Source organism: Mycobacterium sp. NPDC051804 (genome assembly GCF_044452905.1).
Lineage (GTDB): Bacteria > Actinomycetota > Actinomycetes > Mycobacteriales > Mycobacteriaceae > Mycobacterium.
In genome coordinates this window covers 13,424-39,403 of sequence record NZ_JBITCD010000004.1, presented here as the reverse complement: position 1 = coordinate 39,403, position 25,980 = coordinate 13,424, and the positions used below count along the sequence as shown (strand labels likewise).

At 65.6% G+C, this 25,980-nt stretch carries 27 protein-coding genes; 10 read left to right on the top strand and 17 right to left on the bottom strand.

Annotated elements, in window-relative coordinates; genetic code table 11:
• The first annotated feature begins 20 nt into the window (after positions 1-20).
• Genes ACIA48_RS15610 through ACIA48_RS15595 form a run of 4 tightly spaced genes read left to right on the top strand, consistent with a single transcriptional unit; the run spans position 21 to position 2,554 of the window.
• The gene (locus tag ACIA48_RS15610) at positions 21-716 is read left to right on the top strand and encodes an HAD family hydrolase (protein WP_396733009.1); all 696 of its coding nucleotides are present in this window, start codon (positions 21-23) and stop codon (positions 714-716) included.
• Positions 713-1,174, top strand: a complete 462-nt coding sequence (locus ACIA48_RS15605) for a nitroreductase family deazaflavin-dependent oxidoreductase (protein ID WP_396733006.1) — start codon at positions 713-715, stop codon at positions 1,172-1,174. Before ACIA48_RS15610 ends, ACIA48_RS15605 begins: the two co-directional genes overlap by 4 nt.
• 10 nt (positions 1,175-1,184) lie before the next feature.
• Positions 1,185-1,646, top strand: coding sequence for a nitroreductase/quinone reductase family protein (locus ACIA48_RS15600; RefSeq protein WP_396733003.1), 462 nt, complete (start codon positions 1,185-1,187; stop codon positions 1,644-1,646).
• On the top strand, positions 1,643-2,554 hold the full coding sequence (locus tag ACIA48_RS15595; RefSeq protein ID WP_396733000.1) for a 1,4-dihydroxy-2-naphthoyl-CoA synthase: 912 nt from the start codon (positions 1,643-1,645) through the stop codon (positions 2,552-2,554). Before ACIA48_RS15600 ends, ACIA48_RS15595 begins: the two co-directional genes overlap by 4 nt.
• Here ACIA48_RS15595 and ACIA48_RS15590 read toward each other — a convergent pair.
• Positions 2,551-3,042, bottom strand: a complete 492-nt coding sequence (locus tag ACIA48_RS15590) for a pyridoxamine 5'-phosphate oxidase family protein (protein WP_396732997.1) — start codon at positions 3,040-3,042, stop codon at positions 2,551-2,553. The two genes, ACIA48_RS15595 and ACIA48_RS15590, sit on opposite strands and share 4 nt — an antisense overlap.
• A 75-nt stretch (positions 3,043-3,117) precedes the next feature.
• On the opposite strand from ACIA48_RS15590, the gene ACIA48_RS15585 reads away from it, so the two are divergent.
• From ACIA48_RS15585 to ACIA48_RS15575, 3 genes are read left to right on the top strand one after another with little or no spacing between them, the layout of a single operon-like run.
• Positions 3,118-4,002 carry an SDR family oxidoreductase gene (locus tag ACIA48_RS15585; RefSeq protein WP_396732994.1) on the top strand — a complete coding sequence of 295 codons (885 nt, stop codon included), beginning with the start codon at positions 3,118-3,120 and terminating at the stop codon, positions 4,000-4,002.
• 1 nt (position 4,003) lies between these two features.
• The gene (locus ACIA48_RS15580; RefSeq protein ID WP_396732991.1) at positions 4,004-5,557 is read left to right on the top strand and encodes a long-chain-fatty-acid--CoA ligase; all 1,554 of its coding nucleotides are present in this window, start codon (positions 4,004-4,006) and stop codon (positions 5,555-5,557) included.
• Between the two features lie 39 nt (positions 5,558-5,596).
• Complete coding sequence (locus ACIA48_RS15575; RefSeq protein WP_396732988.1) at positions 5,597-5,968, top strand: VOC family protein; 372 nt, start codon at positions 5,597-5,599, stop codon at positions 5,966-5,968.
• Between the two features lie 2 nt (positions 5,969-5,970).
• On the opposite strand, the gene ACIA48_RS15570 is transcribed toward ACIA48_RS15575, so the two are convergent.
• The 3 genes from ACIA48_RS15570 to ACIA48_RS15560 are packed head-to-tail and all read right to left on the bottom strand — an operon-like array spanning position 5,971 to position 7,840.
• Positions 5,971-6,273, bottom strand: a complete 303-nt coding sequence (locus ACIA48_RS15570) for a DUF3349 domain-containing protein (protein WP_396732985.1) — start codon at positions 6,271-6,273, stop codon at positions 5,971-5,973.
• An 11-nt stretch (positions 6,274-6,284) separates the two neighbouring features.
• Positions 6,285-6,569, bottom strand: coding sequence for a hypothetical protein (locus tag ACIA48_RS15565; protein ID WP_396732982.1), 285 nt, complete (start codon positions 6,567-6,569; stop codon positions 6,285-6,287).
• 23 nt (positions 6,570-6,592) lie between these two features.
• Entirely contained in the window at positions 6,593-7,840 is a 1,248-nt protein-coding gene (locus ACIA48_RS15560) for an anion permease (RefSeq protein ID WP_396732979.1), read from the bottom strand.
• A 215-nt stretch (positions 7,841-8,055) separates the two neighbouring features.
• On the opposite strand from ACIA48_RS15560, the gene ACIA48_RS15555 reads away from it, so the two are divergent.
• Together ACIA48_RS15555 and menE are read left to right on the top strand one after the other, a co-directional pair.
• Positions 8,056-8,355, top strand: coding sequence for a DUF3349 domain-containing protein (locus tag ACIA48_RS15555; protein WP_396732976.1), 300 nt, complete (start codon positions 8,056-8,058; stop codon positions 8,353-8,355).
• Between the two features lie 56 nt (positions 8,356-8,411).
• Positions 8,412-9,494, top strand: coding sequence for an o-succinylbenzoate--CoA ligase (menE, locus tag ACIA48_RS15550; RefSeq protein ID WP_396734990.1), 1,083 nt, complete (start codon positions 8,412-8,414; stop codon positions 9,492-9,494).
• Between the two features lie 11 nt (positions 9,495-9,505).
• Here the strand turns inward: menE and ACIA48_RS15545 are convergent, their stop codons facing one another.
• The 8 genes from ACIA48_RS15545 to ACIA48_RS15510 all read right to left on the bottom strand — a co-directional run bounded on the left by ACIA48_RS15545 (position 9,506) and on the right by ACIA48_RS15510 (position 20,397).
• Positions 9,506-10,909, bottom strand: coding sequence for an HNH endonuclease signature motif containing protein (locus ACIA48_RS15545; RefSeq protein WP_396732973.1), 1,404 nt, complete (start codon positions 10,907-10,909; stop codon positions 9,506-9,508).
• 61 nt (positions 10,910-10,970) lie between these two features.
• Positions 10,971-13,655 (bottom strand): fumarate reductase/succinate dehydrogenase flavoprotein subunit, encoded by a 2,685-nt coding sequence (locus ACIA48_RS15540; protein ID WP_396732970.1) that lies wholly within the window; start codon positions 13,653-13,655, stop codon positions 10,971-10,973.
• Positions 13,655-14,404: an ABC transporter ATP-binding protein gene (locus ACIA48_RS15535; protein WP_396732967.1), complete on the bottom strand. Its 750-nt coding sequence runs from the start codon at positions 14,402-14,404 to the stop codon at positions 13,655-13,657. The genes ACIA48_RS15540 and ACIA48_RS15535 overlap by 1 nt, the downstream gene beginning before the upstream one ends.
• Entirely contained in the window at positions 14,401-15,222 is an 822-nt protein-coding gene (locus ACIA48_RS15530) for an ABC transporter permease (protein ID WP_396734987.1), read from the bottom strand. Before ACIA48_RS15530 ends, ACIA48_RS15535 begins: the two co-directional genes overlap by 4 nt.
• 38 nt (positions 15,223-15,260) lie before the next feature.
• A complete protein-coding gene (locus tag ACIA48_RS15525; protein WP_396732964.1) occupies positions 15,261-16,682 on the bottom strand; it encodes an ABC transporter substrate-binding protein in 1,422 nt (473 codons plus the stop codon).
• A 15-nt stretch (positions 16,683-16,697) separates the two neighbouring features.
• Positions 16,698-16,925 carry a ferredoxin family protein gene (locus ACIA48_RS15520; RefSeq protein ID WP_396732961.1) on the bottom strand — a complete coding sequence of 76 codons (228 nt, stop codon included), beginning with the start codon at positions 16,923-16,925 and terminating at the stop codon, positions 16,698-16,700.
• A complete protein-coding gene (locus tag ACIA48_RS15515; RefSeq protein ID WP_396732958.1) occupies positions 16,925-17,677 on the bottom strand; it encodes a GntR family transcriptional regulator in 753 nt (250 codons plus the stop codon). The genes ACIA48_RS15520 and ACIA48_RS15515 overlap by 1 nt, the downstream gene beginning before the upstream one ends.
• Before the next feature lie 224 nt (positions 17,678-17,901).
• Entirely contained in the window at positions 17,902-20,397 is a 2,496-nt protein-coding gene (locus tag ACIA48_RS15510; RefSeq protein ID WP_396732955.1) for a glycogen/starch/alpha-glucan phosphorylase, read from the bottom strand.
• A gap of 61 nt (positions 20,398-20,458) precedes the next feature.
• Here ACIA48_RS15510 and ACIA48_RS15505 point away from each other — a divergent pair, with 61 nt between their 5' ends.
• Positions 20,459-21,073 (top strand): pyridoxamine 5'-phosphate oxidase family protein, encoded by a 615-nt coding sequence (locus ACIA48_RS15505; protein ID WP_396732952.1) that lies wholly within the window; start codon positions 20,459-20,461, stop codon positions 21,071-21,073.
• Here the strand turns inward: ACIA48_RS15505 and ACIA48_RS15500 are convergent.
• The 5 genes from ACIA48_RS15500 to phnC form a co-directional block, all read right to left on the bottom strand.
• Positions 21,070-21,831, bottom strand: coding sequence for an SDR family NAD(P)-dependent oxidoreductase (locus ACIA48_RS15500; RefSeq protein WP_396732949.1), 762 nt, complete (start codon positions 21,829-21,831; stop codon positions 21,070-21,072). The genes ACIA48_RS15505 and ACIA48_RS15500 overlap by 4 nt on opposite strands.
• 76 nt (positions 21,832-21,907) lie before the next feature.
• On the bottom strand, positions 21,908-22,492 hold the full coding sequence (locus ACIA48_RS15495; protein ID WP_396732946.1) for a TetR/AcrR family transcriptional regulator: 585 nt from the start codon (positions 22,490-22,492) through the stop codon (positions 21,908-21,910).
• A gap of 84 nt (positions 22,493-22,576) precedes the next feature.
• Complete coding sequence (locus ACIA48_RS15490; RefSeq protein ID WP_396732944.1) at positions 22,577-23,587, bottom strand: zinc-binding dehydrogenase; 1,011 nt, start codon at positions 23,585-23,587, stop codon at positions 22,577-22,579.
• Positions 23,563-25,164: a phosphonate ABC transporter, permease protein PhnE gene (gene phnE / locus ACIA48_RS15485; RefSeq protein WP_396732941.1), complete on the bottom strand. Its 1,602-nt coding sequence runs from the start codon at positions 25,162-25,164 to the stop codon at positions 23,563-23,565. Before phnE ends, ACIA48_RS15490 begins: the two co-directional genes overlap by 25 nt.
• Positions 25,161-25,979: a phosphonate ABC transporter ATP-binding protein gene (gene phnC / locus ACIA48_RS15480; protein ID WP_396732938.1), complete on the bottom strand. Its 819-nt coding sequence runs from the start codon at positions 25,977-25,979 to the stop codon at positions 25,161-25,163. Before phnC ends, phnE begins: the two co-directional genes overlap by 4 nt.
• Position 25,980: the final 1 nt, after the last annotated feature.

Genomic DNA, 25,980 nt, shown 5'->3' with positions numbered 1-25,980 from the left:
GAATTTTCACACCTGGCAGCATGGGGCGGGTGCACCGCATCGAAGCCGCCCTGTTCGACTACTCCGGCACACTGTTCCGCCTGGAAGAGGACGACAGCTGGTTCCACGGCATCGAGGTCGACGAACGCCAGATCGACGGCCACGTCCAGGCCGAGCTGATGCGCCGGATGACCGCGCCGACGGGCCAGCACGTCCATATGACACCCGAAGCCCACCACGCGTGGATCAACCGCGACCTCGCCCCTCACCTGCACCGCGAGGCCTACCTGCACGTCCTTCGCGAGTCTGGGGTGGCCGACCATCAGGCCGAAGCGCTCTACGGCCTGATGATCGACCCGCTGAGCTGGACTCCTTACCCCGACACCGCCGGGGTCCTGGAGGGCCTGCACCGGCAGGGCATCAAGATCGCGGTTGTCTCCAACATCGCGTTCGACGTACGGCCGGCCTTCGAGTCGATTGGTGCGGCCGAATTCGTCGACGAGTTCGTGCTGTCCTTCGAAGTCGGCGCCGTCAAGCCCGACGCGGCGATCTTCGAGACCGCGCTGAGCCGACTCGGGGTGCCTGCCGCACACGCGATCATGGTCGGCGACAGTGATGAGGCCGACGGCGGCGCGAGGGCCATCGGCTGCGGGTTCATCCTGGTCGATCCGCTCCCGACGAAGGAGCGCCACAGCGGGCTGCGCGACGCGTTGGCCGATTACGGTGTGCAGCTATGACGGGTCCCGAGCCCATCCGCGCGCCGTGGTGGCTCAAACACGCGAACAAGGTCGTGACGGTGCTGCTGCGGCTCGGTGTGCCGATTTCGCGGCATGAGTCGCCGGTGGTGCTCACGGTGCCGGGCCGCAAGACGGGCAAGCCACGGTCGACGCCCGTCACGCCGATGACCGTGGACGGCAAACGCTATGTCGTCAACGGCTTTCCGGGTGCTGACTGGGTCCGCAACGTTCGTGCCGCCGAGCGGGTGACCTGCACCCATCGCAGGCGTACCGAGTCGGTCCGGATGGTCGAATTGAGCGTCGCCGAAGCCCGACCCATCCTGCGGGAGTTCCCGGTTCAGGTCGCCGACGGCGTAGACATCATGAAGCGCGCCGGTGTGTTGAAGACCGGTACCGCCGACGAGCTGGAAGGGCTGGCCGGACGACTGCCGGTGTTTCGCATCGATCCGGTCGCGTAGCGTTTCTGCCATGTCCGACAGCGCGCGTATCCGGCCGCCGTGGTGGCTCAAGTACGTCAACAAGGTCATGATCGGTATTCAGAAACTCGGCGTCCCCATGGGCGACAACGCGCCGGTGATCCTGGTTGTGCCGGGGCGCAAGAGCGGCAAGCTGCGTTCGACGCCGATCACGCCGATGACCGTCGAGGGCAGGCGCTACGTGCTCGGCGGCCTGCCGGGCAGCGATTGGGCAGCCAACCTGCGGGCCGCCGGTGAGGCGGAACTGAAGCAAGGAAAGACCTCGCAGCGCGTCCACGTCGTCGAGTTGCCGCCTGACGAAGCCAGACCGCTGCTGCGCCTGTTCCCCATCGAGGTGCCCACCGGTGTCAGCTTCATGAAGAACGCCGGTCTCATCACGGGTCCCAACCCCGACGAGTACGAGGCCCTTGCCGGCCGGTGCCCGGTCTTCCGATTCGATCCGGTAAGCGCATGAGTCCCAACCCTTTTGACGCGTCGCTGTGGCAGCCGGTCGGCGGATTCGACCTGACCGACATCACTTATCACCGTCATGTCGTCGACGGAAAGCCACAGCCGACGGTGCGGGTGGCGTTCGACCGTCCCGAGGTGCGCAACGCGTTCCGCCCGCACAGCGTCGACGAGCTGTACCGGGTGCTCGATCATGCGCGCATGTGGCCCGAGATCGGCGTCATCCTGCTCACCGGCAACGGGCCGAGCCCGAAGGACGGCGGCTGGGCGTTCTGCTCGGGTGGCGATCAGCGCATTCGCGGTCGCAGCGGCTATCAATACGCATCCGGTGAGACCGCTGAGTCGGTCGATCCCGCGCGCGCCGGGCGGTTGCACATCCTCGAGGTGCAGCGACTGATCCGGTTCATGCCGAAGGTCGTCATCTGCCTGGTCAACGGCTGGGCGGCCGGCGGCGGACACAGCCTGCACGTGACCTGCGACCTGACGCTGGCCAGCCGCGAGCACGCCCGCTTCAAGCAAACGGACGCCGACGTCGGCAGCTTCGACGGCGGCTACGGCAGCGCGTATCTCGCCAAACAGGTCGGCCAGAAGTTCGCCCGCGAGATCTTCTTCCTCGGCAGGCCGTACGACGCCGAGCAGATGCACGCGATGGGGGCGGTCAACGAGGTCGTCGACCACGCGTCGCTGGAAACCGTCGGGCTCGAATGGGCGGCGGCGATCAACGGCAAGTCCCCGCAGGCGATCCGCATGCTCAAGTACGCGTTCAACCTGACCGACGACGGGCTGATGGGTCAGCAGCTGTTCGCCGGCGAGGCAACGCGATTGGCGTACATGACCGACGAGGCCGTCGAGGGCCGCGACGCGTTCCTTGAGAAGCGCGACCCGGACTGGAGCCAGTTCCCCCGCTACTTTTAACGGAACGTCGTCTGGCCGTGTGGCGACTTCGTGAAGGCGATCACCTTGGCCGGCGTCACCCGGAAGACGTAGGCGCGGGTGCCCTCGGGATCGAAGAACTCATCGTCGACGGCGAAATCCCAGTCTGCGCCATACTTTTCGCGATACGCATCGGCGAGAGCCGTCAGGGCGGCCCGTCCGGTGACGCGTTCAGCGTGCCCCTCCACCACGACGTCCAACCCGTCGTTCCAGGTGTTGACACCGGTGGTGACGGCGACGGCGGTGCCGCTTTCGAGGTTGCGCGCCTTCTGCTCGTCAGGGCCGGTGCAGAACACAAAGCTGTCGTCGACCCACACCCCGACCAGCGGGGTGACATGCGGCCGGCCGTCGCCCCGGACCGTCGTGAGCCAGTACAGCTCGGCATCGGCCAGCGCCCTGTCCAACGTTTCACCATCGAGCGGTTCGTCCGCGTCGCCGAACCGCTTGTCGAGTGTGCCTGTCATCGTCATACCGATATCGACCCTATTGCCGCGGACAATTCATCGCGGGCGAGCCGTCGAAATCGCGCCACCTAGACTCGCCGGGTGAGTAAGAATCCGCTGCGCTGGCTCTCCGAGCAGGTGCTGCTGGCGGGCATGCGACCGCCGCTGGCCCCCCAATTGATGCTGCACCGACCGGACCGCGAGGAGGTCGACCTCGACGGTAAGCGCATCCTGCTGACCGGAGCATCGTCGGGCATCGGTGAGGCAGCCGCCGAGAAGTTCGCCCGCCGCGGCGCCATAGTGGCGGTCGCCGCGCGCCGCCAGGATCTCCTGGACGACCTGGTCGGCCGGATCGCCGCCGACGGTGGTACTGCATCAGCCCATGCCTGCGACCTGTCCGACCTTGATGCCGTCGACGAGTTGGTCGCCACGCTCGAGCGCGACCTCGGCGGCGTCGACATCCTGATCAACAACGCCGGGCGATCGATCCGCAGGCCGCTGGCCGAGTCTCTGGACCGCTGGCATGACGTCGAGCGGACGATGACGCTGAACTACTACTCACCGCTGCGGTTGATCCGCGGACTGGCGCCCGGTATGCGTGAGCGCGGCGACGGCCACATCATCAATGTGTCGACGTGGGGTGTACTGAACGAATCGTCGCCGTTGTTCTCGGTCTACAACGCGTCGAAGGCAGCACTCACCTCCGTCAGCCGGATCATCGAAACCGAGTGGGGCGACGACGGTGTGCACTCGACGACGCTGTTCTACCCGCTCGTGCTCACCCCGATGATCGCCCCCACCCGCGCCTACGACGGGCTGCCCGGCTTGAGCGCCGACGAGGCGGCCGACTGGATGGTCACAGCCGCACGTGTCCGTCCCGTGCGCATCGCTCCACGGATGGCCGTCACCGCGCAAGCGGTGAACACCTTCGCACCCGGCGCGGTGAACGCAATGATGAAACGTCAACGCGTACAACCCAGCAGCTGATATGTCCGAGATCGCGACCATCGCCGACATCGTGCGCGTCCAGGCGCGCCGTCGGCCCGACGCCACTGCGCTCATCGTCGGCGACCGGACTGTCTCCTTCGCCGAACTCGACGCGCGGTCCAGTCGAGCCGCCCAGGCCTTCCGCGCCGCCGGTGTCGGCTTCGGCGATCGCGTCGCCTTCATCGAGAAGAACGGCGCGGAGTTCTTCGAGGTGGTCTGCGGCCTCACCAAACTGGGTGCCGTTGGCGTGCCGGTGAACTGGCGTCTCGCCGCGCCGGAGATGCTGCACATCATCCAGGACGCACAAGCCCACATCGTCGTTGTCGGATCCGAGTTCTTCGGCCATCTCGAGGCGGTCGAGGGTCAGCTGACGACGGTGCACGACATCGTCGCGATCGGTGCGCACGACCGCTGGCAGTCATACGAGGACTGGCTTGCCGGTCATTCCGATGAAGACCCAGATGTCACAACGGGTCCCGACGACATCGCCTTCTTGATGTACACGTCGGGCACCACCGGACTGCCCAAGGGCGTCATGCTGTCCAACGGCAACTACCTCTGCAAGTCCAGCGGGATCGCCGGGCAGTGGCGGTTCACCGATGACAGCGTGAGCCTTGCGGTGATGCCGATGTTCCACATGGCCGGCTCGGGTTGGGTGTTCGTCGGAATGTACGAGGGCGCCACCACCGTGGTGCTGCGCGATGTCGATCCGGCCGCGATCCTGGATTCCGTTGTCCGGCACAAGATCACCAATCTGCTGCTGGTGCCCGCGGTGATCCAGATGATGCTCGGGTCACCGGGCGTCGAGAACGCCGACTTCTCCAGCGTCCGGGCCATCGTCTACGGCGCCTCGCCCATCACCGACGACGTGCTGATGAAGGGTCTGGACCGCTTCGGCTGCGAGTTCATCCAGGTGTACGGACTGACCGAAACCACCGGCTCGGTAACGCAACTCGACGTTCACGATCCGACGGGCCGCCCGGAGCTACTGCGGTCCTGCGGTAAGCCTTATCCGTGGGTCGAACTCCGCATCGTCGACGACAGCGGGTGCGAGGTTCCGATCGGCACCGTCGGCGAGGTGTGGACCCGCTCGGCGCAGAACATGCTCGGCTACTGGAACAACGCCGATTCCACCGCCGCGACGGTCACCCACGACAACTGGCTGAAGACGGGCGACATCGGCTACGTCGACGATGACGGCTTCGTCTACCTGCACGACCGGAAGAAGGACATGATCGTCTCCGGCGGCGAGAACGTGTACCCGACCGAGGTCGAGAACGTCCTGATGACCCATCCCGCGGTCGGCGATGTGGCCATCATCGGGGTGCCCGACGAAAAGTGGGGCGAGGCGGTGAAGGCCGTCGTCGTGCCTGCCGCGGGAGCCGCACCTACCGAGACCGAGCTCATCGCCTACGCGCGTGAACGGCTCGCCGGTTTCAAGCTGCCGAAGTCCGTCGACTTCGCCGAAGTTCTGCCCCGCAACCCGAGCGGCAAGCTCGTCAAGCGTGCGCTGCGCGAGCCGTATTGGGCGGGCATCGACCGTCGAATCGGTTGATCACGTGATAGACGCATTGCTCGTGATAGACACATCCGTATGGAGATCCTGGCCAGCCGCATGCTCATTCGCCCCGCGGATTACGAACGCTCGCTGACGTTCTACCGTGACGAGATCGGGCTGGCGATCGCCAGGGACTACGGCGCGGGCACGGTGTTCTACGCCGGCCAGTCACTGATCGAGATAGCCGGCCACGGCACTCCGACCGCCGGCGGAACGATGTGGCTTCAAGTCCGCGACATCTATGCCACCGAGCAGGAATTGGCCGGCCGCGGTGTCCCCATCGATCGTGAGGCCCGCCAGGAGCCGTGGGGTTTGCACGAGATGCACGTCACCGATCCCGACGGCGTGCTACTGATCTTCGTACAGGTCCCCGAGAATCACCCGCTGCGGCGGGACAACCGCAAGTAGCGTCAGCGAGCCGCCGCCAGCGGCCAACCCACCGACGCCAGCCGCGCAGCGACCTGATGGATTTCCTCCGGGTTGGGCTCCTTGTCGATGACGGCCTGCACCGCGGTGCGGATCTCGTCCTCGGTCACGGTGTCGGAATCCGTCTGCTTCAGGATCGCCTGGGCGGCCCGGATCACTTCTTCCTCGGTGAGCGAGCGCTTCAGCAGCGCGAGCAGCGGGAAGTAATCCGTCTGCGGCACACCTTCGGGATAACCCTGGTGCAGCCAACCGAGCACGTTGTCCAAGACGGTCTGGTTCACGGGCATGTCGACTCAGCTCATTTCTTGGGCATGAAGGGAAAGAGATCGATACCGGTGTGATGGATGATCGTCGTCCGCGTGATCCAGAGGACCGCGGTGAGGATCACCCATCCGACGAGCACGAACAGCGCGATACCGAGGTACTTGAGCATCGGATTCGGGGCAACGGCGGTTCCGTCGGCATGTTGGCCGCCGGCTCCGTTGGAGTAGGCCACGAGTCCGCCCGCAAACACCGCGGGCAGGCCTGCTCCGAGGATCAGCCCCACGATCAGCACCTTGAAGATGCTTTCGAAATAGGTCATCAAAGAGTCCTTTGTGTGTCCGTCTAGACCGACGCCGTCGGCTTGGATTCTTTGGCGGCCTCGCGGACGTCCGCGGGCACGACGGAGTTCGTGGAGCTGTCCCAGTCGGCGTTGACGTTGGTGCTGTCCACCTTCTGCTGCTGAGCCCGCCACCACATATAGAAGGAAAGGCCGACCAGTACCAGGAAGATAAGTCCGTCGCCGGCCAGGGCCGAGTTCGTCAACGACTTGACCGCATCGGAGAGCCAGTACGACAGCGCGCCGACCAGGCCTGCGGCGGGCAGGGTGATCAGCCATGCGACAGCCATCCGGCCCGCGACCGCCCAGCGCACCTGGGCACCGGGCTTGCCGACACCACTACCCAGAATCGACCCCGTAGCCACGTGGGTGGTCGACAGCGCCATACCAGCGGCGCTGGAGCTCAAAATGATTGCGGCCGAAGATGCTTCGGCAGCGAAGCCCTGCGGCGAGTCGATCTCGACGAGGCCCTTGCCCAGGGTGCGGATGACGCGCCAGCCGCCGAGGTACGTACCGAGGCCGATGGCGACCGCGCAGCTGAAGATGATCCAGAACGGCAGGCCGTTCTCTTTGACGTCGCCCGTCAGGTGGCCGGTCGTGATGAGTGCGAGGGCGATGACCCCCATCGTCTTCTGCGCATCGTTGGTTCCGTGCGACAACGCGACCAGTGAGGCGGTCGCGATCTGGCCCCAGCGGAAGCCTTCGCGGCGCCTGCTCTCGACGATATTGCGGGTGATCCGGTACACCAACCACGTGCCGCCCGCGGCCACCAGGCACGCGATGACCGGTGCGGCAACGGCCGGGATCAACACCTTGCTGCTGACGCCAGACCAGTTGACACCCGCCAGGCCGAGTGCCGCGAGACCGGCACCGATCAAACCGCCGAAGAGCGCGTGTGACGAGCTGGAGGGGATGCCGAACAACCAGGTGAGCAGGTTCCACAGGATCCCGCCGATGAGGCCCGCAAAGATGATCGTCAGACCCGTCGACGCGTCGATGCCGGGGATCAGGGCACCTGTCTTGCTGTCCTGGACCTTCAGCACAGAGGTGGTCACGGTGACGGCGACCTCGACCGACAGGAACGCGCCGACGAGGTTGAGAATGCCCGCGAGCAGCACCGCGGTCTTGGGCTTCAGGGCGCCGGTGGCGATGGAGGTGGCCATCGCGTTGCCGGTGTCGTGGAAGCCATTCGTGAAGTCGAATGCCAGTGCCGTTGCTATCAGCAGCACCAGGATGATCAGCTCTGCGCTCACGGCGCTAATTCTGCGGCCCGGGGAGGCGTTTCGCCTAACCAAACGCGGATTCAAAAGGGCGTGTCGAGCAGGCACTTCATCTGACCTGGCGAGGTGTTCACCCATTGTTCAACTTCGCGGGGGTAAACGTTTGCCTATCGCGCCGATCGCAGGGTGCCGGAGGCGCGATTAGCATCGGAACCTCAAAGACCACACGCGACACTTCGGAGGGAACCGTGACCTTTCTGGCCAAGATCGTCGCCTGGGTCACCGCCGGTTACCCGGAGGGTGTTCCCGGCCCCGATCGCGTGCCACTGTTCGCGCTTCTCAAGCGCCGCCTGTCCGACGACGAGGTGAAAGCGGTCGCGCGCGAGCTGAAGGACCTCGGCGAGTTCGACAGCGCCGATATCGGTGTGCTGATCACTCAGATCACCGATGAACTCCCGACACCCGAGGACATCGAGCGGGTGCGAGAGCGACTGTCTGCCAAGGGCTGGCCGCTCGACGACCCGCGCGACGACGAGGACACCGCATAGCCGTCCTGCGCACCGTCGCCGTCCCCGCTGGTGCTACGGCGGTGTCGGTGCTGCCGATGGTGGAGCAGGCGCTCGCCGGGCGTGCTGCGGTGTTACCGGTCCCGATGCACGATGCGCGCGAAACCTCGCTGATCACAACATCTTTGCGAGCCGACTCGGAGGTGGACGACGACGTGGCCGTCGTAGTGTCCACGTCCGGTACGACGGGGAACCCCAAGGGCGCCCTGCTGACCGCGTCGGCGTTGACGGCCAGTGCGGAGGCCACCCACGCACGCCTCGGCGGCGACGGCCGCTGGTTGCTCGCCCTGCCCGCTCATCATGTGGCGGGGCTGCAGGTCCTGGTGCGCAGTGTCGTCGCGGGGACGGCGCCGGTGGCAATCTCGGCGGGTTTCTCTGCAGCAGAACTGGTTTGGGCCGTCCATTCACTCGGACCCGGACGGCGATATGTCTCGCTCGTGGCCGCGCAGCTCGACAAGGCGCTTGGCGATGCGAGCGCCACTGCCGCGCTGGCGTCGATGGATGCCGTGCTGATCGGCGGAGGGCCGATGCCTGCCGGGGTCGCTCGACGAGCCGCGGCCGCGGGCATTCCCGTGGTCCGCACGTACGGCATGAGTGAGACCGCCGGCGGCTGCGTGTACGACGGGGTGCCACTCGACGGCGTGCGGTTGCGAATAGACGACGGACGAGTGGTCCTCGGCGGAGCGACGCTGGCCAAGGGCTACCGCAATCCCGTCGACCCCGATCCGTTCGCCGAACCTGGCTGGTTTCGCACCGATGATGTTGGCAGCGTTGACGACTCAGGGGTGCTCACAGTTCTTGGGCGGATCGACGACGCGATCAGCACGGGCGGACTGACCGTGTTGCCACCTCTGGTGGAGGCGGCGGTGGCGTCGCACGACGCCGTGGCCGAATGCGTGGTGTTCGGTGTCGACGACGAGCGACTGGGGCAGCGCGTCGTCGCCGCGATCGTGGTGGCACCGGGATCGACTGCACCGACGTTGGCCGATATCCGCGCGCACGTTGCGACGACTCTGGACGCGACGGCGGCACCGCGGGAGATCCACGTTGTGGACGAGATCCCGCGCCGCGGCATCGGCAAGGTGGACCGCCGCGCGTTGGCGGCGCGCTTTGGCGGCTAGCTGTTCCAGTCTTATGGTCCGCGTTCTGGGTTTTCGTCTGGATGGTCTGGTGGGCGGTGGAGTTGTTCGGGGCGGTGGTAGGTGTTGATGCGGGTTTGTCCGGTGTCGAGGTGTTTGGGTGGGAGCCATTCGACGTCGTTGTGGGCGTTGATGCGGGTGGTCCAGCCGTCGGGTCCGACCATGCGGTTGTCCGGTCCGCAGGCCAGACCGAGTTCGTCGACGTTGGTCTGTCCGTCATCGGCCCAGTCCCGTGCGGCGTGATGGACCTGGGCGCCGTAGGCGGGCACGGTGCAGCCGGGTTTGGTGCAGCCCCCGTCGCGGGCGATGAGCATGATCCGCTGGGCTGGGGAGGCCACACGGCGGGCTCGGAAGAGGTCCAGCGCTGATCCGGTGGCCTTGTCGAAGACCGCAAGGTAGTGGTTGGCGTGGGCGGCCATCCGGATCACGTCTTTGATCGGGATCACCGTGCCGCCACCGCTCACACCGATTCCGGCGCGTGATTCGAGGTCCTGCAATGTCGTGCGGATGATGATCGACGTGGGTAGTCCGTTGTGCTGGCCCAGCTCACCGGTTTCCAGCACACTGCGCCCGACGGCGACCAGCGCGTCATGTTGACGCTGGATCAGGCTGCGGTGGTCGTTGTCGATCTGGGCCTGTGACGGAGTTCCGGACACGCATGGGTTCTCGTCGTCGGGATTGCACATCCCCGGTGCGGCCCACTTGGCGAAGATCGCCTCATAGATCGCTGCCGCCTCCGGGGTGAGATCGCCCTTAATCGGGGTCATCGTGTCGGGGCCTTGGGGTCCCTTCGACACCCCGCGCCGGCGTGCACGCTCGGCTTCATCGGGTTCAGGCCCGTCCTGATCGAGCATGAACAGGGCGCGATTGGCATGGTCTCTGAGCTCCTTGGGCCCCACCCCGGTGGCCACGCGCGCCCAATCGGCCTCGATCTCGCAGCGGGTGGCGGTATCGACCCAACCTGGAATCCGGCCGCTCGCCTCACGGATCGTCTCGATGTGTTCGCCATTGACCAGACCGCGGGCTTGCGCGGCCGCGGTGGCCGCAAACACCGGTTCCAGTAGTTCGCCGGTCAGCGTGCGCCGCGGACCCAGCATCGCCGCCTCATCAAGGCGACGACCCGCTTCAGAAGCCGAGATCCGCCAGCGGATCGCCAACACCTGCCGCCACGACTTCGCACCCATCTCCTTGGGCGTGGTCTCGCATTGCAACCGGGCCAGGGCGCGGTGCCGCTGCGCGGGCAGTCGGCAGCTCAGGGTTTCCAGCCCGTCGAGAACCTCGAGGAGTTCGCGATGCGTCAGTGCGTCGAGGTCGCAGGCGGCCAACGATTCATGCGCGGACCGCAATGCGGCCATCGCCACCTGAACCGGGGTCGCCAACATGATTCGAACATACATTCGGCCACCGACAAGCCAGACCGCCCATGTGACAACTGAAACTCAAGTGGCAGAGGAGGTTTCAGCTGCTAGCGAGCGCTCGTCTGGCATAGGCGCGGACGTCGGCGTCGCCGTCGTCGAGTGCGCCCTCCAACGCCTCCCGCGCAGCGTCCTCCGACGATGCCCACCGGGTCAGGCTCAACACCGCGGCCTTACGGACGTCGAGGTGCGGGTCGGACAGCGCCCGGGACAGCGGCGGTACCGCGGCGATCGGAGACGGCGCCCCGGCCAGCGCGCGGGCGGCACCCTGCCGGATCTGCCACGCCGACGCGGCGAGCGCGCCCTCGACGGTCGTCACGTCGACGTCGTCCCATCCGATCGATCCCATCGCCGCCAGCGCCGCGGCCCGCACGAGCGGGTCGGGGTCCTCGATGAGCGCACGGACGGCGTCGGTTCCCGTACGCAGCGTGCCGAGTCCGTTGGCGACGGTGATGCGCACTTCCCGATTCGCATCGGTGCGCGCGGCAGCAACACCCGCCGCGTCGTCGACCGAGACCAGCGCCCGGACAGCTTCGATACGCACCCGGTGATCCTCGTCGACGACCGCGCGGCGGTACTGTTCGGCGTCCCCGGCGCGGCGGGAACTCAGCACATAGACGGCCGCGCCCCGGACCACGGGATCGTCTGAGCCGAGCAAATTTTGGATCGGTTTGGCGTCCGGCAGCACTTCGACGAGTTCGCGGATACCGTCGGCGGCGACGCGACGCACTTCGCCGTTCGGATCGCTCAACGCCGCAACCAAAGCTGTCGCGTACCCATCGGGCAGGTGCTCGGTCAGCACGTCAACGGCGGTACGACGGACACCGGCATCGGCGTCGGTCAGAAACGGCGCCAGCGCGTCAACGGTGGGCTCGTCGAGTGCTAACACCGCGGCGATGCGCGGCGACGGTGGTTGGGCCGCGGCTTCGTCGCGCACCCTGGACACCTCGGAGGCGGGCGCCTGTCCACCGACGAGGTCGGGTTGCCGGACGGCGATGGGTTCTGTTTCACCGCTTGGTAATTCGTCGAATCCGGCGACGGGCACGAAGTAGGGCGCGACAGGGCGCTTGAAGAACTCGATGTCCCCGTCGGCGGTCTTACGGAGGTTGAGGTGATAGCGCCAATCGACGTCGTCCCGTTCGGGACTGTCGCTGCGGTCGTGGTAGAGCCCCCATCGCGATTCCGTGCGGGTGAGCGACGAGCGGGCGGCCATCTCGGCACAGTCGCGGATGAACGACACCTCGACTGCACGCATGAGTTCGTGGGGTGTCGTGGCGCCGATACCCGCGATCTCGTCGCGCATCCGGTCGAAGGTCTGCACCGCGATGGACAGCTTGGCCGCGGTCTTGGGCGGGGCGACATAGTCGTTGACGAAGCGGCGCAGCTTGTACTCGACCTGCATCTGCGGTGGACCCTCGGGGTGCTGGAGGGGCCGGTAGATGAGCTCATGCGCGGCAGCAATCTGATCATCCGGAAGCTGTTGCGGTGCTTCGACGTCGGCCAGGGTGGACGCCGCGTGACTGCCCGCGAGGTCGCCGTAGACGAACGCGCCGATCATGTAGTTGTGCGGAACGCAGGCCAGGTCGCCAGCTGCGTACAAGCCGGGAACGGTGGTGCGGGCGTGTTCGTCGACCCAGACGCCGGAAGCGGAATGACCACTGCACAATCCGATTTCGGAGATGTGCATCTCGATGTCGTGGGTGCGGTAGTCATGCCCACGGTTGGCATGGAACGTCCCCCGGGTCGGCCGCTCGGTGGTGTGCAGGATGCCCTCGAGCGCACTCAACGTCTCGTCGGGAAGATGGCTGACCTTGAGATAGATGGGTCCGCGCGCGGATTCGATCTCGTTTTTGACCTCCGACATCATCTGCCCCGACCAGTAGTCGGAGTCGACGAATCGCTCGCCCTGGGCGTTGACCTGGTAGCCACCAAAAGGATTGGCGACGTACGCGCAGGCGGGTCCGTTGTAGTCCTTGATCAGCGGATTGATCTGGAAGCACTCGATTCCGGAGAGTTCGGCACCCGCGTGGAGCGCCATTGAGTAGCCGTCTCCGGCGTTGGTGGGATTCTCGTAGGTGCCGTACAGGTAACCCGACGCGGGGAGCCCGAGCCGTCCACACGGTCCGGTGGCGAGGATGACGGCCTTAGCCGAGACCACGACGAACTCGCCCGTCCGGCTGTTCAACGCGGCAGCACCGACCGCCCTGCCTCCAGCGGTGAGGACGCGAACGGGAACCAACCTGTTCTCGATGCGGATCTTCTCGCGCATCGAGCGCTGCCGGAGCACCCGGTACAGCGCCTTCTTGACGTCCTTGCCCTCGGGCATCGGAAGCACGTACGAGCCCGAGCGATGGACGCGACGAACGGCGTACTCGCCGTGCTCGTCCTTCTCGAACTTGACGCCGTAGCGTTCCAGGCGCTGCACCATGGCGAAGCCACGGGTGGCGGTCTGATAGATGGTGCGCTGGTTGACGATTCCGTCGTTGGCGCGGGTGATCTCAGCGACATAGTCCTCAGGCGTGGCCTTGCCGGGGATGACGGCATTGTTGACGCCGTCCATCCCCATGGCCAGCGCGCCGGAGTGCCGGACGTGAGCCTTCTCGAGCAGCAGAACCTGCGCGCCGTTCTCCGCGGCGGTGAGTGCCGCCATCGTCCCTGCCGTGCCGCCGCCGATGACGAGAACATCGCAATCCAGGCGAACAGCATCTTCGAGTGCGGGTACTTCCATCAGCTGACCAACTCCGAATGATCTAGTGCGGCAATTACTTCAGCCCGCAGCGCGGCTCGCGATATGGCCGCGTCGCGCGGCGACGGCACGTCGAGCAGAGCGCGCAGGCGCTGGCCCGCGCGACCGAGGACGGCGATGCGGTCGCCGATGAGCAGGGCCTCGTCGACGTCATGGGTGACGAAGACAACGGTCGTCGGGTGCGCCCGCCAGGTGTCGATGAGCAGTCGCTGCATGGTGGCTCGGGTCTGCGTGTCGAGAGCGCCGAAAGGTTCGTCCATCATGACCGCGCGCGGCGCACCGGCCAGTCCACGCGCGAGTTGCACACGCTGGCGCATGCCGCCGGAGAGGCTCTTCGGCAGGTACTTCTCGAATCCCGTCAGCCCGACGTCGGCGATCCACCTCCGGGCTTCCTCGCGGCGGCCCTGGCGCGGGCGGCCGGCCAGCTTGAGCGCGAGCTCGACATTCGATTGCACAGTACGCCAGGGCAATAGCGCGTTGTCCTGGAACACCATTGCGCGGTCGCGGGACGTGGTCGTGACGCGCTCACCGTCGCCGAGCACCTCTCCCCTGTCCGGTGGCAGCAGACCGGCCAGTGCGCGCAGCACCGTCGACTTGCCGCAGCCCGACGGTCCGGTCAGTACGAGGATCTCACCGGGCGCGACATCCAGGTCGAGCCCATCGACAACTGGCGCACCGCCGTAACTGAGCACGACGTCGCGTAGTTTCAGGGACATACCTGCGTTGCTCATTGCGTCTTCTCCTCCCCGCGAGGCAGCCAGCGGGTGACGCGTCGACCGATGAGTTCCACGGCGGCAGACGTGACGAAGCCGAGCACGCCGATGGTGATGATGCCGACGAACACGTCGGGATAGGCCAACACGGTGTACGCCTGCCAGGTGCGGTAGCCGACGCCGAGCCGTCCGGAAATCATCTCGGCGGAGATCACACAGATCCATGCGACGCCGATGCCGACCGACAGGCCGCCAAATACGCCGGGGAGGATGCCGGGCAACACAACTCGCGTAATGACATCCCACCGATTTCCGCCGAGCGTGCGCACGGAGTCTTCCCACAGCGTCGGCAGCGCGCGCACCGCGTGCCGGGTGCTGACCATGATGGGGAAGTACGCGGCGAGGAAGGTGATGAACACGATCCCGGCCTCGTCGGTGGGGAACAGCAGGATCGCGACGGGCACGATCGCGATCGCGGGAATGGGCCGGGCGAGTTCGGTGAGCGGACCGAAGACGTTCGCGAACGCGCCCGAACGACCCAGCAGAATGCCGGTGACGACACCCGCGACCGCCGCGAGGGCGAAGCCGGTCAGGATTCGGATCAGTGACTGGCCAAGGTCCAGCCAGTAATCCTGCGTACCCACCCGGGTGCCGAACGCGGAGACGATCTCGGTGACCGTCGGCAGAGTGTCGAATCGCAGCCAAAGTCGAACATCGTTGGCGGTCAACAGCTGCCAGAGTGCGATCGCCGCGGCAACCGAGGCGATGCGGACCAGCCACGAGGACCAGTTGCGGCGGGCCGGAGCGTTGACAACCGAGTCCGCCGGCGCGGCGATTGCGGGTGCGTCGGGCGTCAGCACCGCAGGCGCGGCGGTCACACCGCACCCACTAGCGCCTGCTGGTACTCGACAACCGTCGCGCCGGGGTGCGCTCCGATGTAGCGCTGCGCGCCCGCGGGCGTGCCGAACGGCAGGTAGTTGCGACCGTCCTTGACCCAGACAGATTTATCGGCGAACCAGCGGGTGCCGAACTCGGTGTCGGGGACGTACGCGGCGCGGACCTGTTCGCCGCGGGCGTTGGCCTCGCGCACGGCGCGCAGCAGGCATCCGGGGTTGGCGGCGGCCTGGGTGGCGTCCTTACCGTTGATCCAAAGTTCGCTCGCCAGTTCCGGATCGGTGACCGCGACATTGCACACCGGGTCCTGGCCACTCAGCGCCGACGGGTTGGTCGTCGAAACCAGCGCGGCATCATAATCCTGGCCGCGGTCGGCGAACGCCTTTCGGATGGCGGTGTCATCGACGAACTCGTCGATGTTCAGATCGGCGAAGTCGCCGATGGACTCGAGATAAGGCACGTCGCCTTTGAACGCCTCGATGAGCGACGGTTTGAGCGTGGTGTCGAAGCTGGTGCCGCCGGGGCCGTTGTACAGGTAGACGACTTCCTGCGGCAGGCCACTGCCCTCGGCGACGAGCCGGGCCGATTCCAGTGGGTTCTCGTTGAGGAAGTCGGTCGCGTCGAGCTGTGCCTGCAGGAACGCGTCGACCACCTCGGGGTGCTGGCTGGCGTAGTCGCGGCGCACCACGACACCGTGGAACGTCGGGTAGTCACCCTCGGCGCCGTCGTAGAGGAGCTGCGCCTTGCCCTGGAATACCAGCAGCCCGGGCCAGGCAACGAACTGTGAAAGTGCCTGCGCCTGGCCTGATTCAAGGGCCGAAGCGCCGACCTGGGGCTGCTGATTGAGCACCTCGACGCCGGTCTTTGGGTCGATGCCCGCGTTATCGAGCGCTCGCACCAGGGTGCCGTGACCCGCGGATCCGACGCTGGCCGAGACCTTCTTGCCCTCCAGATCGTCGATCGACCGGATCGGCGAGTTGGGTGGGACGACAACCATGTTGAGTGAGCCGGTCGGACTGTAACCGGTGACGGAGACGAACTCCGTGCGGGCACGCTCGTTCGCCTGGGTCTTAGAGCCGTTGATGAGCAGTGGGTAGTCGCCCATCGAGCCGATGTCGATCTTCTCGGCGACCATCTGAGCGGTGATGGGTGCGCCCGTGTCGTAGTCCTGCCACTGCACGTTGTAGTCGACACCCGAGGTGTCGGAGATGTCCTCGAGCCGCTTCTCCAGGAAGCCTTTGGCCTTCAGAAGAGTTCCGGCGGTGACGGTGTTGATGGTCTTGGACTGATAGCCGATGACGACGTTGACGGTGCCCGCGGATTCGGACTGGGAGTCAAGCGAGCAAGCGGCCAACGAACTGGCGGTGAGGGCGACAGAAACTACGGCGAGTATGCGCTTCATGAATGTTCCTGGGTCTTATCGGAGGAGATAGGGCATGTTGACGGTCACGGCATTGGTGGGACAGCGGGCCGCGCATGGGCCGCAGTACCAACACTCGTCGACATGCATGAAGGCCTTGCCGTTCTCGGGATTGATGGCCAACGAATCGAGCGGACAGATATCGACACACAAAGTGCATCCCTCGATGCACAGCGACTGGTCGATGGTCACTGGCACGTCGACGCGCTGGTTGACCTGGGCCATCAGTTCCCCCTAATCAGATTGCTGCGCAGAGTGATTCGATCCCCACGCATGCGGATGTACTCGAGGTCGACGGGTCGGCCGTCGTCTAGATGGGTGAGACGCTCCAGCAGCAAGACTGGAGCGCCATCCGGGACCTGCAGGATGGCGGCCGAATGTGTGTCGGCGGCAACAGATTCAACCGCAAGAGTGGCCCCGCCGAGGCGGCGGCCGGTGACCTGCTCGATGAGTGCGAAAACGTCGTTCACCTCGAGCGAATGCTCGATGACCTCTAGGCCGATGTCGGGGGCGAGGTAGGTCATGTCGAGCGAGAGGGGAAGATCGCCGAGGTAACGCAGACGCTCGGTGAAGACGACGGGCTCGGACGGGCTCAGTTGTAGGCGATTGGCGACCGACGGCGGCGCGGCAACGCTCATGGTCGTTCGCACCTCGTTGCGGATCTCCCCATAGCCCTTGAATGTCTCTTTCAGACCGACGAGCGCGTCGAGGCCGTGGTCGTACTTGCGGATGGCGACGTGGGTGCCGGTGCGCGGTCCGCGGTCGATGAGACCTTCGTCCTTGAGCGCGGCGAGTGCCTCGCGGACGGTGTTGCGGGAAACGAAGAACTCGGTCGCCAGGTCCTGTTCTGTGGGCAGCCCGTCCGCGTAGCCGCCCGCGTGGATCTGGTGCCTCAGGACGTCGGCGACCAGGCGCGCCTGATCGGCTCGCGGCCGACGGATCGGCGTCGGTTCGGCATGCGCCTCTTGGCTGGCCACGGTCACCTCCCGGGGGCTGTTCGTCGTGTGACTGACCTGGTCGGTGACGTTATCGGCGGATGCCGTGGACCCCGATCGACCGTATTGTGGGACCGTCGGCCGCTGGCTGAATACGCCGGTCCGTCACGGGGCCGACCTGCTGTTAAAGGGTGGACGACAGCCATTGCGCCAGTCGTCTGGCGCCGTGAGGTTTCAAATCGCGATGAGCAGAACGGTGCGGTTCGCTACACCTTCACCGTCACGGGCAGCACGTTCCAGATGTCGTCGCAGTATTCCGTGATGGCGCGGTCCGACGAGAACTTGCCGCTGCGCGCGGTGTTCAAGATCGACATCCGCGTCCAGGACGGGATGTCCCGCCACGCCGCGCTCACTCGGTCCTGGCATTCGATGTAGGACGCGTAATCGGCGAGAACGAGGAACGGGTCGTCATGGCGCAGGTTGTCGACCAGCGGACGGAACACCTCGGCGTCGCCCCGCGAGAATCGTCCGCCGGCGATCAGGTCGAGCACGGCGCCGAGCTCAGCATTGGCCTTGATGTAGTCCGACGGACGGTAACCCTCCCGCTTGAGACGCTCGACTTCGTCGACCGTCAGGCCGAACAGGAAGAAGTTCTCGGCGCCCGCCTCCTCGCGGATCTCGACATTCGCACCGTCGAGAGTGCCGATCGTCAGCGCGCCGTTGAGCATGAACTTCATGTTGCCCGTTCCCGACGCTTCCTTCCCCGCCGTCGAGATCTGCTCGGACAGATCGGCCGCCGGGTAAATGAGGTGTGCATTCTGCACATTGAAGTTCGGGATGAACGCGACCTTGAGGAGCTGATTGACATCAGGGTCTTCGTTGACAGTTTCGCCGATATCGTTGATCAGCTTGATGATTCGCTTAGCCAGGAAGTAGCCCGGCGCGGCCTTCCCTCCGAATATGAAGGCTCGCGGCGGGATGTCGAGGTCGGGGTTCTGCTTGATGCGGTGATAGAGCGTGGCGATGTGCAGCACGTTGAGGTGTTGGCGCTTGTATTCGTGGATCCGCTTGACCTGGATATCGAAAAGCCAGTCGGGATTCAGTTCGACGCCCGTCGTGCCGTGCACAAAGTCCGCAAGGCGGGCCTTGTTGGCGCGCTTGACTTCCCGCCACATCCCACGGAAGGCGTCATCGTCGACGAAAGCCTCGAGACCGCGCAGCCTGTCCAGGTCGGCGAGCCAGCCACCACCGATGGTGTCGTCGAGCAGCTTTCGTAAGCCGGGATTGGCCAGCGCGAGGAACCGCCGCGGTGTCACACCGTTCGTCTTGTTGGAGAAGCGCTCTGGCCACAACTCGTAGAAATCCTTGAGCACACTCTTCTTCAGCAACTCGGAGTGCAGGGCCGCAACGCCGTTGATCGCGTGGCTTCCGACAGTCGCGAGGTGGGCCATTCGGATGCTCTTGCCGTTGTCCTCGCCGATGAGCGACATCCGTCGCACGCGGTCGTCGTCGTTGGGGAACTTCGCGCGGACCTCGTCGAGGAAGCGACGGTTGATCTCGTAGATGATCTCGAGGTGCCGCGGGAGTGACTCCGCGAACATGCCCAGCGGCCATGTCTCCAGCGCCTCGGGCAACAAGGTGTGGTTGGTGTAGCCGAAGGTGGCCACGGTGATGTCCCACGCATCTTCCCAAGGGAGGTGACGTTCATCTACCAGTAACCGCATGAGCTCGGCGACACCAATCGACGGGTGGGTGTCGTTGAGCTGAATTGCAAAGCGGCTGGGGATATCTCGTACAGAGATATCGGATAGGTCGTCGACGATGTGCAAGATATGCTGCAGCGTGCAGGACACGAAGAAATGCTGCTGCAGCAGGCGCAGCCGCTTGCCTGCTTCCGGTTCGTCGTTGGGATAGAGGACCTTGGTCACGGTTTCCGAGGTGACCTCGTCTTCGACCGCCTTGTAATAATCGCCGGTGTTGAAGGCCTCCAACGCAAGTGACTCGACCGCCCGCGCGCTCCAGAGGGTGAGCACGTTGCAGGTGTTGACGCCGTAGCCCTGAATCGGCGTGTCGTACGCGACGCCCTTCAGCACGCGACCGGGGACCCAGCGGACTCGGTCGTTATCCGCGTCGTCGGTGTAATGCTCGACGTAGCCACCCCAGCTGACCAGATAGTTGACGTCGGGCTTGGGAATCTCCCAGGGATTTCCGTTGACGAGCCAGTTGTCGGTTTTCTCCACCTGCCAGCCGTCGCGGAACTCCTGGTCGAAGATGCCGAACTCGTACCGGATACCGAACCCCATAGCCGGGCGTTCGAGGGTGGCCAGCGAATCGAGATAGCAGGCGGCCAGCCGACCGAGACCGCCGTTGCCCAGTCCCGGTTCCTCCTCACAGGCCAACATCTCGTCGAAGCCGACCCCGATTCCTTCGAGCGCCGCGCGCGTCGGCTCTTCGATCCCGAGATTCAGCAGATTGTTCCCGAGTTGCGGCCCCATCAGGAACTCGGCCGAGAGGTAGCAGGTGATCTTTCGTCCGAGATCGAGCGAGGTCAGTGCGGTTGCCGCCTGGTTGTCCTGCATGCGGTCTCGTACGGCCAACGCGGTCGCACGATAGAAATTCTCCAGCGTCAGGACTGCGGACGGGCGGCCGATCGAGTAGCGCAGGTGGTCGATGACGCCTCGCCGCAACTCGTCGGCCGAGCGCCCGGAGCGGCTGCGCTCGTCCAGGTCGGCGGCATCTGAGGACTGTGTGACGTCGGTCATTGCCGGAGTGTGGCATTAAATCGCGTCGCACAAATGAACTTTCGGCGAGCATGATGTAGCCATGCGCCGCGAAGTCAGCACCGTCGAGGGCCTCCGTACCATCGTCGGAGAGCCGCAGCACGCCGTCGCCAACAAGGTCAAGGACCGGCTGTCCGCCGTCCAGCGGGACTGGTTGGCGCACTCTCCGCTCGGCTTCGTGGCGACCACCGATGCGCAGGGCCGCGTCGACGTGTCGCCGAAGGGTGACCCGCCCGGCTTCGTTCACGTCATCGACGACACCACGATCGCGATCCCGGAGCGGCCGGGTAACAAGCGTCTCGACGGCTACCTCAATGTGTTGCAGCGCCCGCAGGTAGGCACGCTCTTTCTGATCCCGGGCCGCGGTGACACGTTGCGTATCAACGGCTCAGCCCGGATCTTGAGTGACGCAGAGTATTTCGACGCCATGGTGGTCAAGGACAAGCGGCCGATCCTCGCGCTGGAGATCGACATCGAAGAGGTGTTCTTTCACTGCGCGAAAGCCTTCATGCGGTCGGACACCTGGGACCCGTCGACGTGGAATCCGACCGCCCTCCCCAGCGTCGCACAGCTGGCCAAGGCCATGCGGACCGACTGGACGCAGGCGCAGCTCGAGGAGTATTACAGCGAGGACAACTACCGCAAGATGCTCTACTAGAACTGGTTGACTCCGCCGTCGACCGGGATGTCGGCTCCCGTGGTGAAGCTGCTGAGGTCCGACGCTAGGAACAGCACAGCTTTGGCGACCTCGTCGGACGTGCCGTAGCGCGCCATCGGGACCGTGCTGATCTGGAATTCCTCGAACTTCTCCGCGGAACCCGGTCCGGGGAAGAGCATCTGGGCCAGGCTTTCGATCCCCGGTGTCTCGGTCGCGCCGGGGCTGACGACATTCACCCGAATCTTGCGGTCGCGCAATTCACTTGCCCATGTCCGCGCGAGCGAGCGCAGCGCGGCCTTGATCGCCGCGTACACGCCGATTCCGTCGGACGCCTTCGCGTTGGTGTTCGAGGAATTCAGAATGATGGACCCGCCGTCGTTCAGCAGCGGCAGCGCCTTCTGAACGGTGAACACGACGCCCTTGAAGTCCACGCCGAGTTGGTAGTCGAGATGCTCCTCGGTGATGCCCCCGATTTGCGCAACGTCGATGACTGCGGCATTGGCGAACACCACGTCGATGCGCCGCCCGCTGTCGGCCACCACCGAGTAGAGCCGGTCGAGATCCTCCTGGTTACTCACATCGCCTTGTACGCCGGTCGCGTTGTCGCCGAGTTCCTTGACCGCCGCGTCGAGTTCGGCCTGCCTTCGGCCGGTGATGAAGACATAGGCGCCCTCGTCGATGAATCGCTTGGCGGTGGCGAAACCGATACCGGTCGAGCCGCCGGTGATGACCGCTGTCTTGCCCTCGAGTAGTGCCATGGTCGTACCTTTCGATAGTTCTGGACTATTCAGTCAAAAACTAAGACGCGCCGACTCACGCGTCTATTCCATGTCGCTACGGGATCAGGCCGATCATCGCCTCGGCCGCGGATTTGAGCTGGGCCGGCTTCACACCACCCTCGTGCAGCGCCTCCACGCCGCGCATGAACGCCAGCAGGGTGCCCGCCAGCGCCTGCGGGTCTGCCTCGCGATCGATGTCGCCGTCGCGCTGCGCTTCGGCGATCGTGTCGGCGAGCTGGATGCGCCAGGCCGAGTACGCGCGCTCGACCTTGTCCTCGACCTTGCCATCGGTCGCGCCGAGCTCTGCCGCGGTTCTGGCCATCATGCAGCCGCGCCTGTCCTCGTCGGCCGCGACGGCGTCGGCCTGCCAGCGGATGTGGCGGATCAGCCGTTCATAGGCGCTGTAGGCCGCGTCGTGCAGTTGCGCGTGAACCATGTCGAGCGACGTCGCGATGTAGTCGTCGAGCGTCCGCATGAACAACCCGTGCTTGTCGCCGAATGCGCCGTACAGACTGCCCTTGCCCAGGCCGGTGGCCGCCGTCAGATCATCGACCGACGTCGCACCATAGCCGCGCGTCCAGAACTCGTCGCGGGCCGCCGCGATGACGTCGGACTCGTCGAACTTGCGAGGTCGGGGCACACTTCAGACTACGTCCGGTTATGGACTGAATATTCCTGAACACGGCACGGATCGTCGGCGGCGAGCGTGTGCCCACGCGCAGAGTTAGGGCTTGATGGCCGCGCGCAGCTTGCCCGCGGGAGCTGGCGCGAGAACCGACGCGATGGCGTCGAGGTCGACAGGGTCCGCGACCACGGTTCGCCATGGATACGCGTCGAGTGTGCGCTCCAGGAACTTCACCGCCCGGGTGAGGTGACGGGGTTCGTAATTGTGGACACCGGTGATCGTGAGCCATTGCCGCACCATCGTTTCCGGGCTGATCTCGATCCGGCGGCCCGGCAGCACCGAACCGGCCAACACCAGCGCGCCGCCGGTGCTAAGGCGCGCGAACGCTGAGTCGATCGCTTCCGACGAGCCCGAGAAGTCGATCGCGGCATCCACCGACCCGCCGCCGTCGGGCGTGCCGCCGAAACGGCTGACCATCTCCAGCCGCTGCGGGTCGACGTCGGTGACCCGAACCCGCGCGCCGGCTTCGGCGAGCGCCGCGGCGGCCGTGAGCCCGAGCATGCCCGCCCCGATCACGAGTACACGCCGCCCGGCGACATGGCCGGCAGCCTCCAGCGTCGCCATCACAGTCGCGGTGGCGCACGCGGCCGGCGCGGCCACCGCGTCGGGCATCGACTCGGGAAGTTTCGCCATCGCCGTACCTGGCGGCAGCACAACATGTTCGGCGTACGCACCGGACAGCGGCCAGTCGCCGTCGAAGCGTTCGTGGCCGACTTTGCGGACCGACGAGCACTTGGCGGTGAACCCGGACCGACACCGCGAGCACCTGCCGCACGACACAGTGACCGACCACACCACCCGGTCCCCCACCGCGATCGACCTGGTACCGCCCGCCACCACGGTGCCGACGGCCTCGTGCCCGAGCACCGAGGGACATGGTGCGCGACGGCGGCGCGTCACAGTGTGCAGATCGCTGCCGCACACCGTGGCCAACCGCACCCGGACAAGCGTTTCTCCATTGCCGAGTTCGGGCAGATCGACGTTCTTCACGTCGACGCCACTGCCCGTCCACACCGCCGCGCGGGTCACACGAGTCTGGACCGTATCCATCCGGACAGCCTCTCGATCGTGTACACGATCACGAAGATGATCAGCACTATCGCACCGGTGACGTCGAAGTTGACGGTGCGGATCGACTCGAACAGCAGGAACCCGATGCCACCGGCGCCGACGATGCCCAGAATCGTCGACGTGCGGATGTTGACATCGAACATGTACAGGCTCGACCCCACCATCGACGGCATCGCCTGCGGAATCACCGCGGAGAACAACACTTTCCACCATCCACCGCCGACCGAGCGGACAGCTTCCATGGGCCCAGGATCGATCTCCTCGACCGAATCCGACACCAGCTTTGCGAGGAATCCGACAGACGCGATCGCCAACGCACACGTACCCGCGACCGGCCCGAGACCCAGGGCGGCGACGAAGACCACCGCCAGGATCAGTTCCGGCACCGCACGCACCGCGAGTATCCACCCGCGCGCCAGCCAGTAGACCGTCGCGTTCGGAGCCACGTTGCGGGCGGCCAGGATCCCGACCGGAATCGACAGGACGATTCCTATTGCCGTCGACACCACGCCGATGGCCACCGTTTGTAATGCGGCTTCGGCCAGATCGATTCCCAGCGCCTCGAAGTTGGGCGGGATCATCCGGGTGAAGACTTCCAGCGATGGGCCAACCCAGGTGAACAGCGATATCGGGTTGATCTGCAACACAAACAGCGATGCGATCGTAGTGACGATCAGCAGCCCCGAGAACACGAAGCGCATCACGCGATCTCGTCGTGGGTTCGACTGCCCGGGGGTGAGCAGCATGCGGCGCACCCAGATCGCCAGCAGTTCCATCGCGACGATGATCACCAGGATCACCAATACGATGCCAAGGGCTCGCGGATAGATCAGCCCTCGTAGTGCGTCCTGTAGCGCGAACCCGATTCCGCCGGCGCCGACGAATCCGAGCACCACCGACATGCGCAGGTTGATGTCGATGCGATACACGAACGTGCCGATCCACGACGGGACAACCTGCGGGACAACGGCGTTGATCATCTCGCGGAAGTACCCGACGCCCGTGCTGCGCACGGCCTCTCGCGGGCCCGGATCGGTCTGCTCGATTGCGTCGGCGAACAGCTTGCCGAGCATGCCGATGGAATGCAGGGCCAGCGCCAGGATGCCCGGCAGAACTCCGATGCCCAGCGCGCGGACGAACAGCACCGCGAAAAGCAGGTCGGGCATCGCGCGGCAGAACGTGATGAAGGCCCGCGCCACCGCGTACACGGCGGGATGCGGGGTGGTGTTGCGAGCGGCCATGAACGCCAACGGAACCGACGCGATCGCGGCCAGTACCGTGCCGAGCACGGCCATCAACAACGTCTCGAACGCTAGGTTACCGATGCGGCCCGGATCGTCGAGCCGTGGCGGCAGCATGCGGTCGAGTAGCCGCATCACATCGTCGAGCCCGTCGACCAGGGTTGCCAGGTTGAAGTCGATATACCAGGCCGAGGCGAGGGTACCGACGACCGCGCCCACCGCCAGGATGGGCAGCAGGCCCGGTAACGGAGGCCGCTTCCGGACGGGTGGCGCCGCGCCCGGATCGGCGGGAGGATCCTGCAGCGCAGTGCTCACTGCGAGCCCGCGACCCGTGGTTTCGCCTCTGCGACTGTGGGATCCACGCGTTGATAGATCTCCATGACCTCCTCGCGAGTCATTCCGACCGCCGGGCGGTCCAGCACTTTCTTGCCGTTACGCAAACCCACCAGCCGGTGCGCCCAGCCCAGCGCGAGGTCGACCTGGTGCAGGGTGCAGACGACGGTCAGCTTCTCTTCGACACAGACCTGGAACAGCAGATCCATGACGACACTGGCATTTTCGGGATCCAGGGAAGCGACCGGCTCGTCGGCGAGCAACAGACCAGGCTGCTGCATAAGTGTGCGCGCGATCGCGACGCGCTGCTGCTGGCCGCCGGACAGCGTGTCGGCGCGTCGTTCGGCGAACTGTCCCAAGCCGACACGGTCGAGGTGCGCAAGCGCCTCGACACGCATCCTCTTCGGATAGGTCAGCGACCCGCACCGCGGGATCTTCAGCTGCCCGAGCCCGCCGATGAGAACGTTCTCCAGGCAGCTGAGGCGGCCGACCAGATTGAAATGCTGGAACACGAACCCGACGTTGCGGCGTAGTGCCCGCAACTCGGCGCGCGACGCCGTGTCGACCCGCGTCCCGCCCACCTCGACGGTGCCCGACGTGACCGGGTGCAGCCCGTTGAGGCACCGCAGCAGCGTGGACTTTCCGGATCCCGAAAGGCCCAGCAGCACAACCAGTTCACTGCGGTAGACATCAACGGATACATCATCGAGGGCGAGCGTGTCGCCGAACTTCTTCGTGACGTTCTTGGTAGAAACGACGACGTCGTCGCCTGCCACTGGAGAGTCGGCGTCAGACATC

What these genes read in the sequence shown, in the direction of transcription:
- ACIA48_RS15610 (WP_396733009.1), top strand. Translation starts at nt 21, where the DNA reads ATGGGGCGGGTGCACCGCATCGAAGCCGCCCTGTTCGACTACTCCGGC.
- ACIA48_RS15605 (WP_396733006.1), top strand. Translation starts at nt 713, where the DNA reads ATGACGGGTCCCGAGCCCATCCGCGCGCCGTGGTGGCTCAAACACGCG.
- ACIA48_RS15600 (WP_396733003.1), top strand. Translation starts at nt 1,185, where the DNA reads ATGTCCGACAGCGCGCGTATCCGGCCGCCGTGGTGGCTCAAGTACGTC.
- ACIA48_RS15595 (WP_396733000.1), top strand. Translation starts at nt 1,643, where the DNA reads ATGAGTCCCAACCCTTTTGACGCGTCGCTGTGGCAGCCGGTCGGCGGA.
- ACIA48_RS15590 (WP_396732997.1), bottom strand. Translation starts at nt 3,042, where the DNA reads ATGACGATGACAGGCACACTCGACAAGCGGTTCGGCGACGCGGACGAA.
- ACIA48_RS15580 (WP_396732991.1), top strand. Translation starts at nt 4,004, where the DNA reads ATGTCCGAGATCGCGACCATCGCCGACATCGTGCGCGTCCAGGCGCGC.
- ACIA48_RS15575 (WP_396732988.1), top strand. Translation starts at nt 5,597, where the DNA reads ATGGAGATCCTGGCCAGCCGCATGCTCATTCGCCCCGCGGATTACGAA.
- ACIA48_RS15570 (WP_396732985.1), bottom strand. Translation starts at nt 6,273, where the DNA reads ATGCCCGTGAACCAGACCGTCTTGGACAACGTGCTCGGTTGGCTGCAC.
- ACIA48_RS15565 (WP_396732982.1), bottom strand. Translation starts at nt 6,569, where the DNA reads ATGACCTATTTCGAAAGCATCTTCAAGGTGCTGATCGTGGGGCTGATC.
- menE (WP_396734990.1), top strand. Translation starts at nt 8,412, where the DNA reads ATGGTGGAGCAGGCGCTCGCCGGGCGTGCTGCGGTGTTACCGGTCCCG.
- ACIA48_RS15545 (WP_396732973.1), bottom strand. Translation starts at nt 10,909, where the DNA reads ATGTATGTTCGAATCATGTTGGCGACCCCGGTTCAGGTGGCGATGGCC.
- ACIA48_RS15540 (WP_396732970.1), bottom strand. Translation starts at nt 13,655, where the DNA reads ATGGAAGTACCCGCACTCGAAGATGCTGTTCGCCTGGATTGCGATGTT.
- ACIA48_RS15535 (WP_396732967.1), bottom strand. Translation starts at nt 14,404, where the DNA reads ATGAGCAACGCAGGTATGTCCCTGAAACTACGCGACGTCGTGCTCAGT.
- ACIA48_RS15525 (WP_396732964.1), bottom strand. Translation starts at nt 16,682, where the DNA reads ATGAAGCGCATACTCGCCGTAGTTTCTGTCGCCCTCACCGCCAGTTCG.
- ACIA48_RS15520 (WP_396732961.1), bottom strand. Translation starts at nt 16,925, where the DNA reads ATGGCCCAGGTCAACCAGCGCGTCGACGTGCCAGTGACCATCGACCAG.
- ACIA48_RS15510 (WP_396732955.1), bottom strand. Translation starts at nt 20,397, where the DNA reads ATGACCGACGTCACACAGTCCTCAGATGCCGCCGACCTGGACGAGCGC.
- ACIA48_RS15505 (WP_396732952.1), top strand. Translation starts at nt 20,459, where the DNA reads ATGCGCCGCGAAGTCAGCACCGTCGAGGGCCTCCGTACCATCGTCGGA.
- ACIA48_RS15500 (WP_396732949.1), bottom strand. Translation starts at nt 21,831, where the DNA reads ATGGCACTACTCGAGGGCAAGACAGCGGTCATCACCGGCGGCTCGACC.
- ACIA48_RS15490 (WP_396732944.1), bottom strand. Translation starts at nt 23,587, where the DNA reads ATGGATACGGTCCAGACTCGTGTGACCCGCGCGGCGGTGTGGACGGGC.
- phnC (WP_396732938.1), bottom strand. Translation starts at nt 25,979, where the DNA reads ATGTCTGACGCCGACTCTCCAGTGGCAGGCGACGACGTCGTCGTTTCT.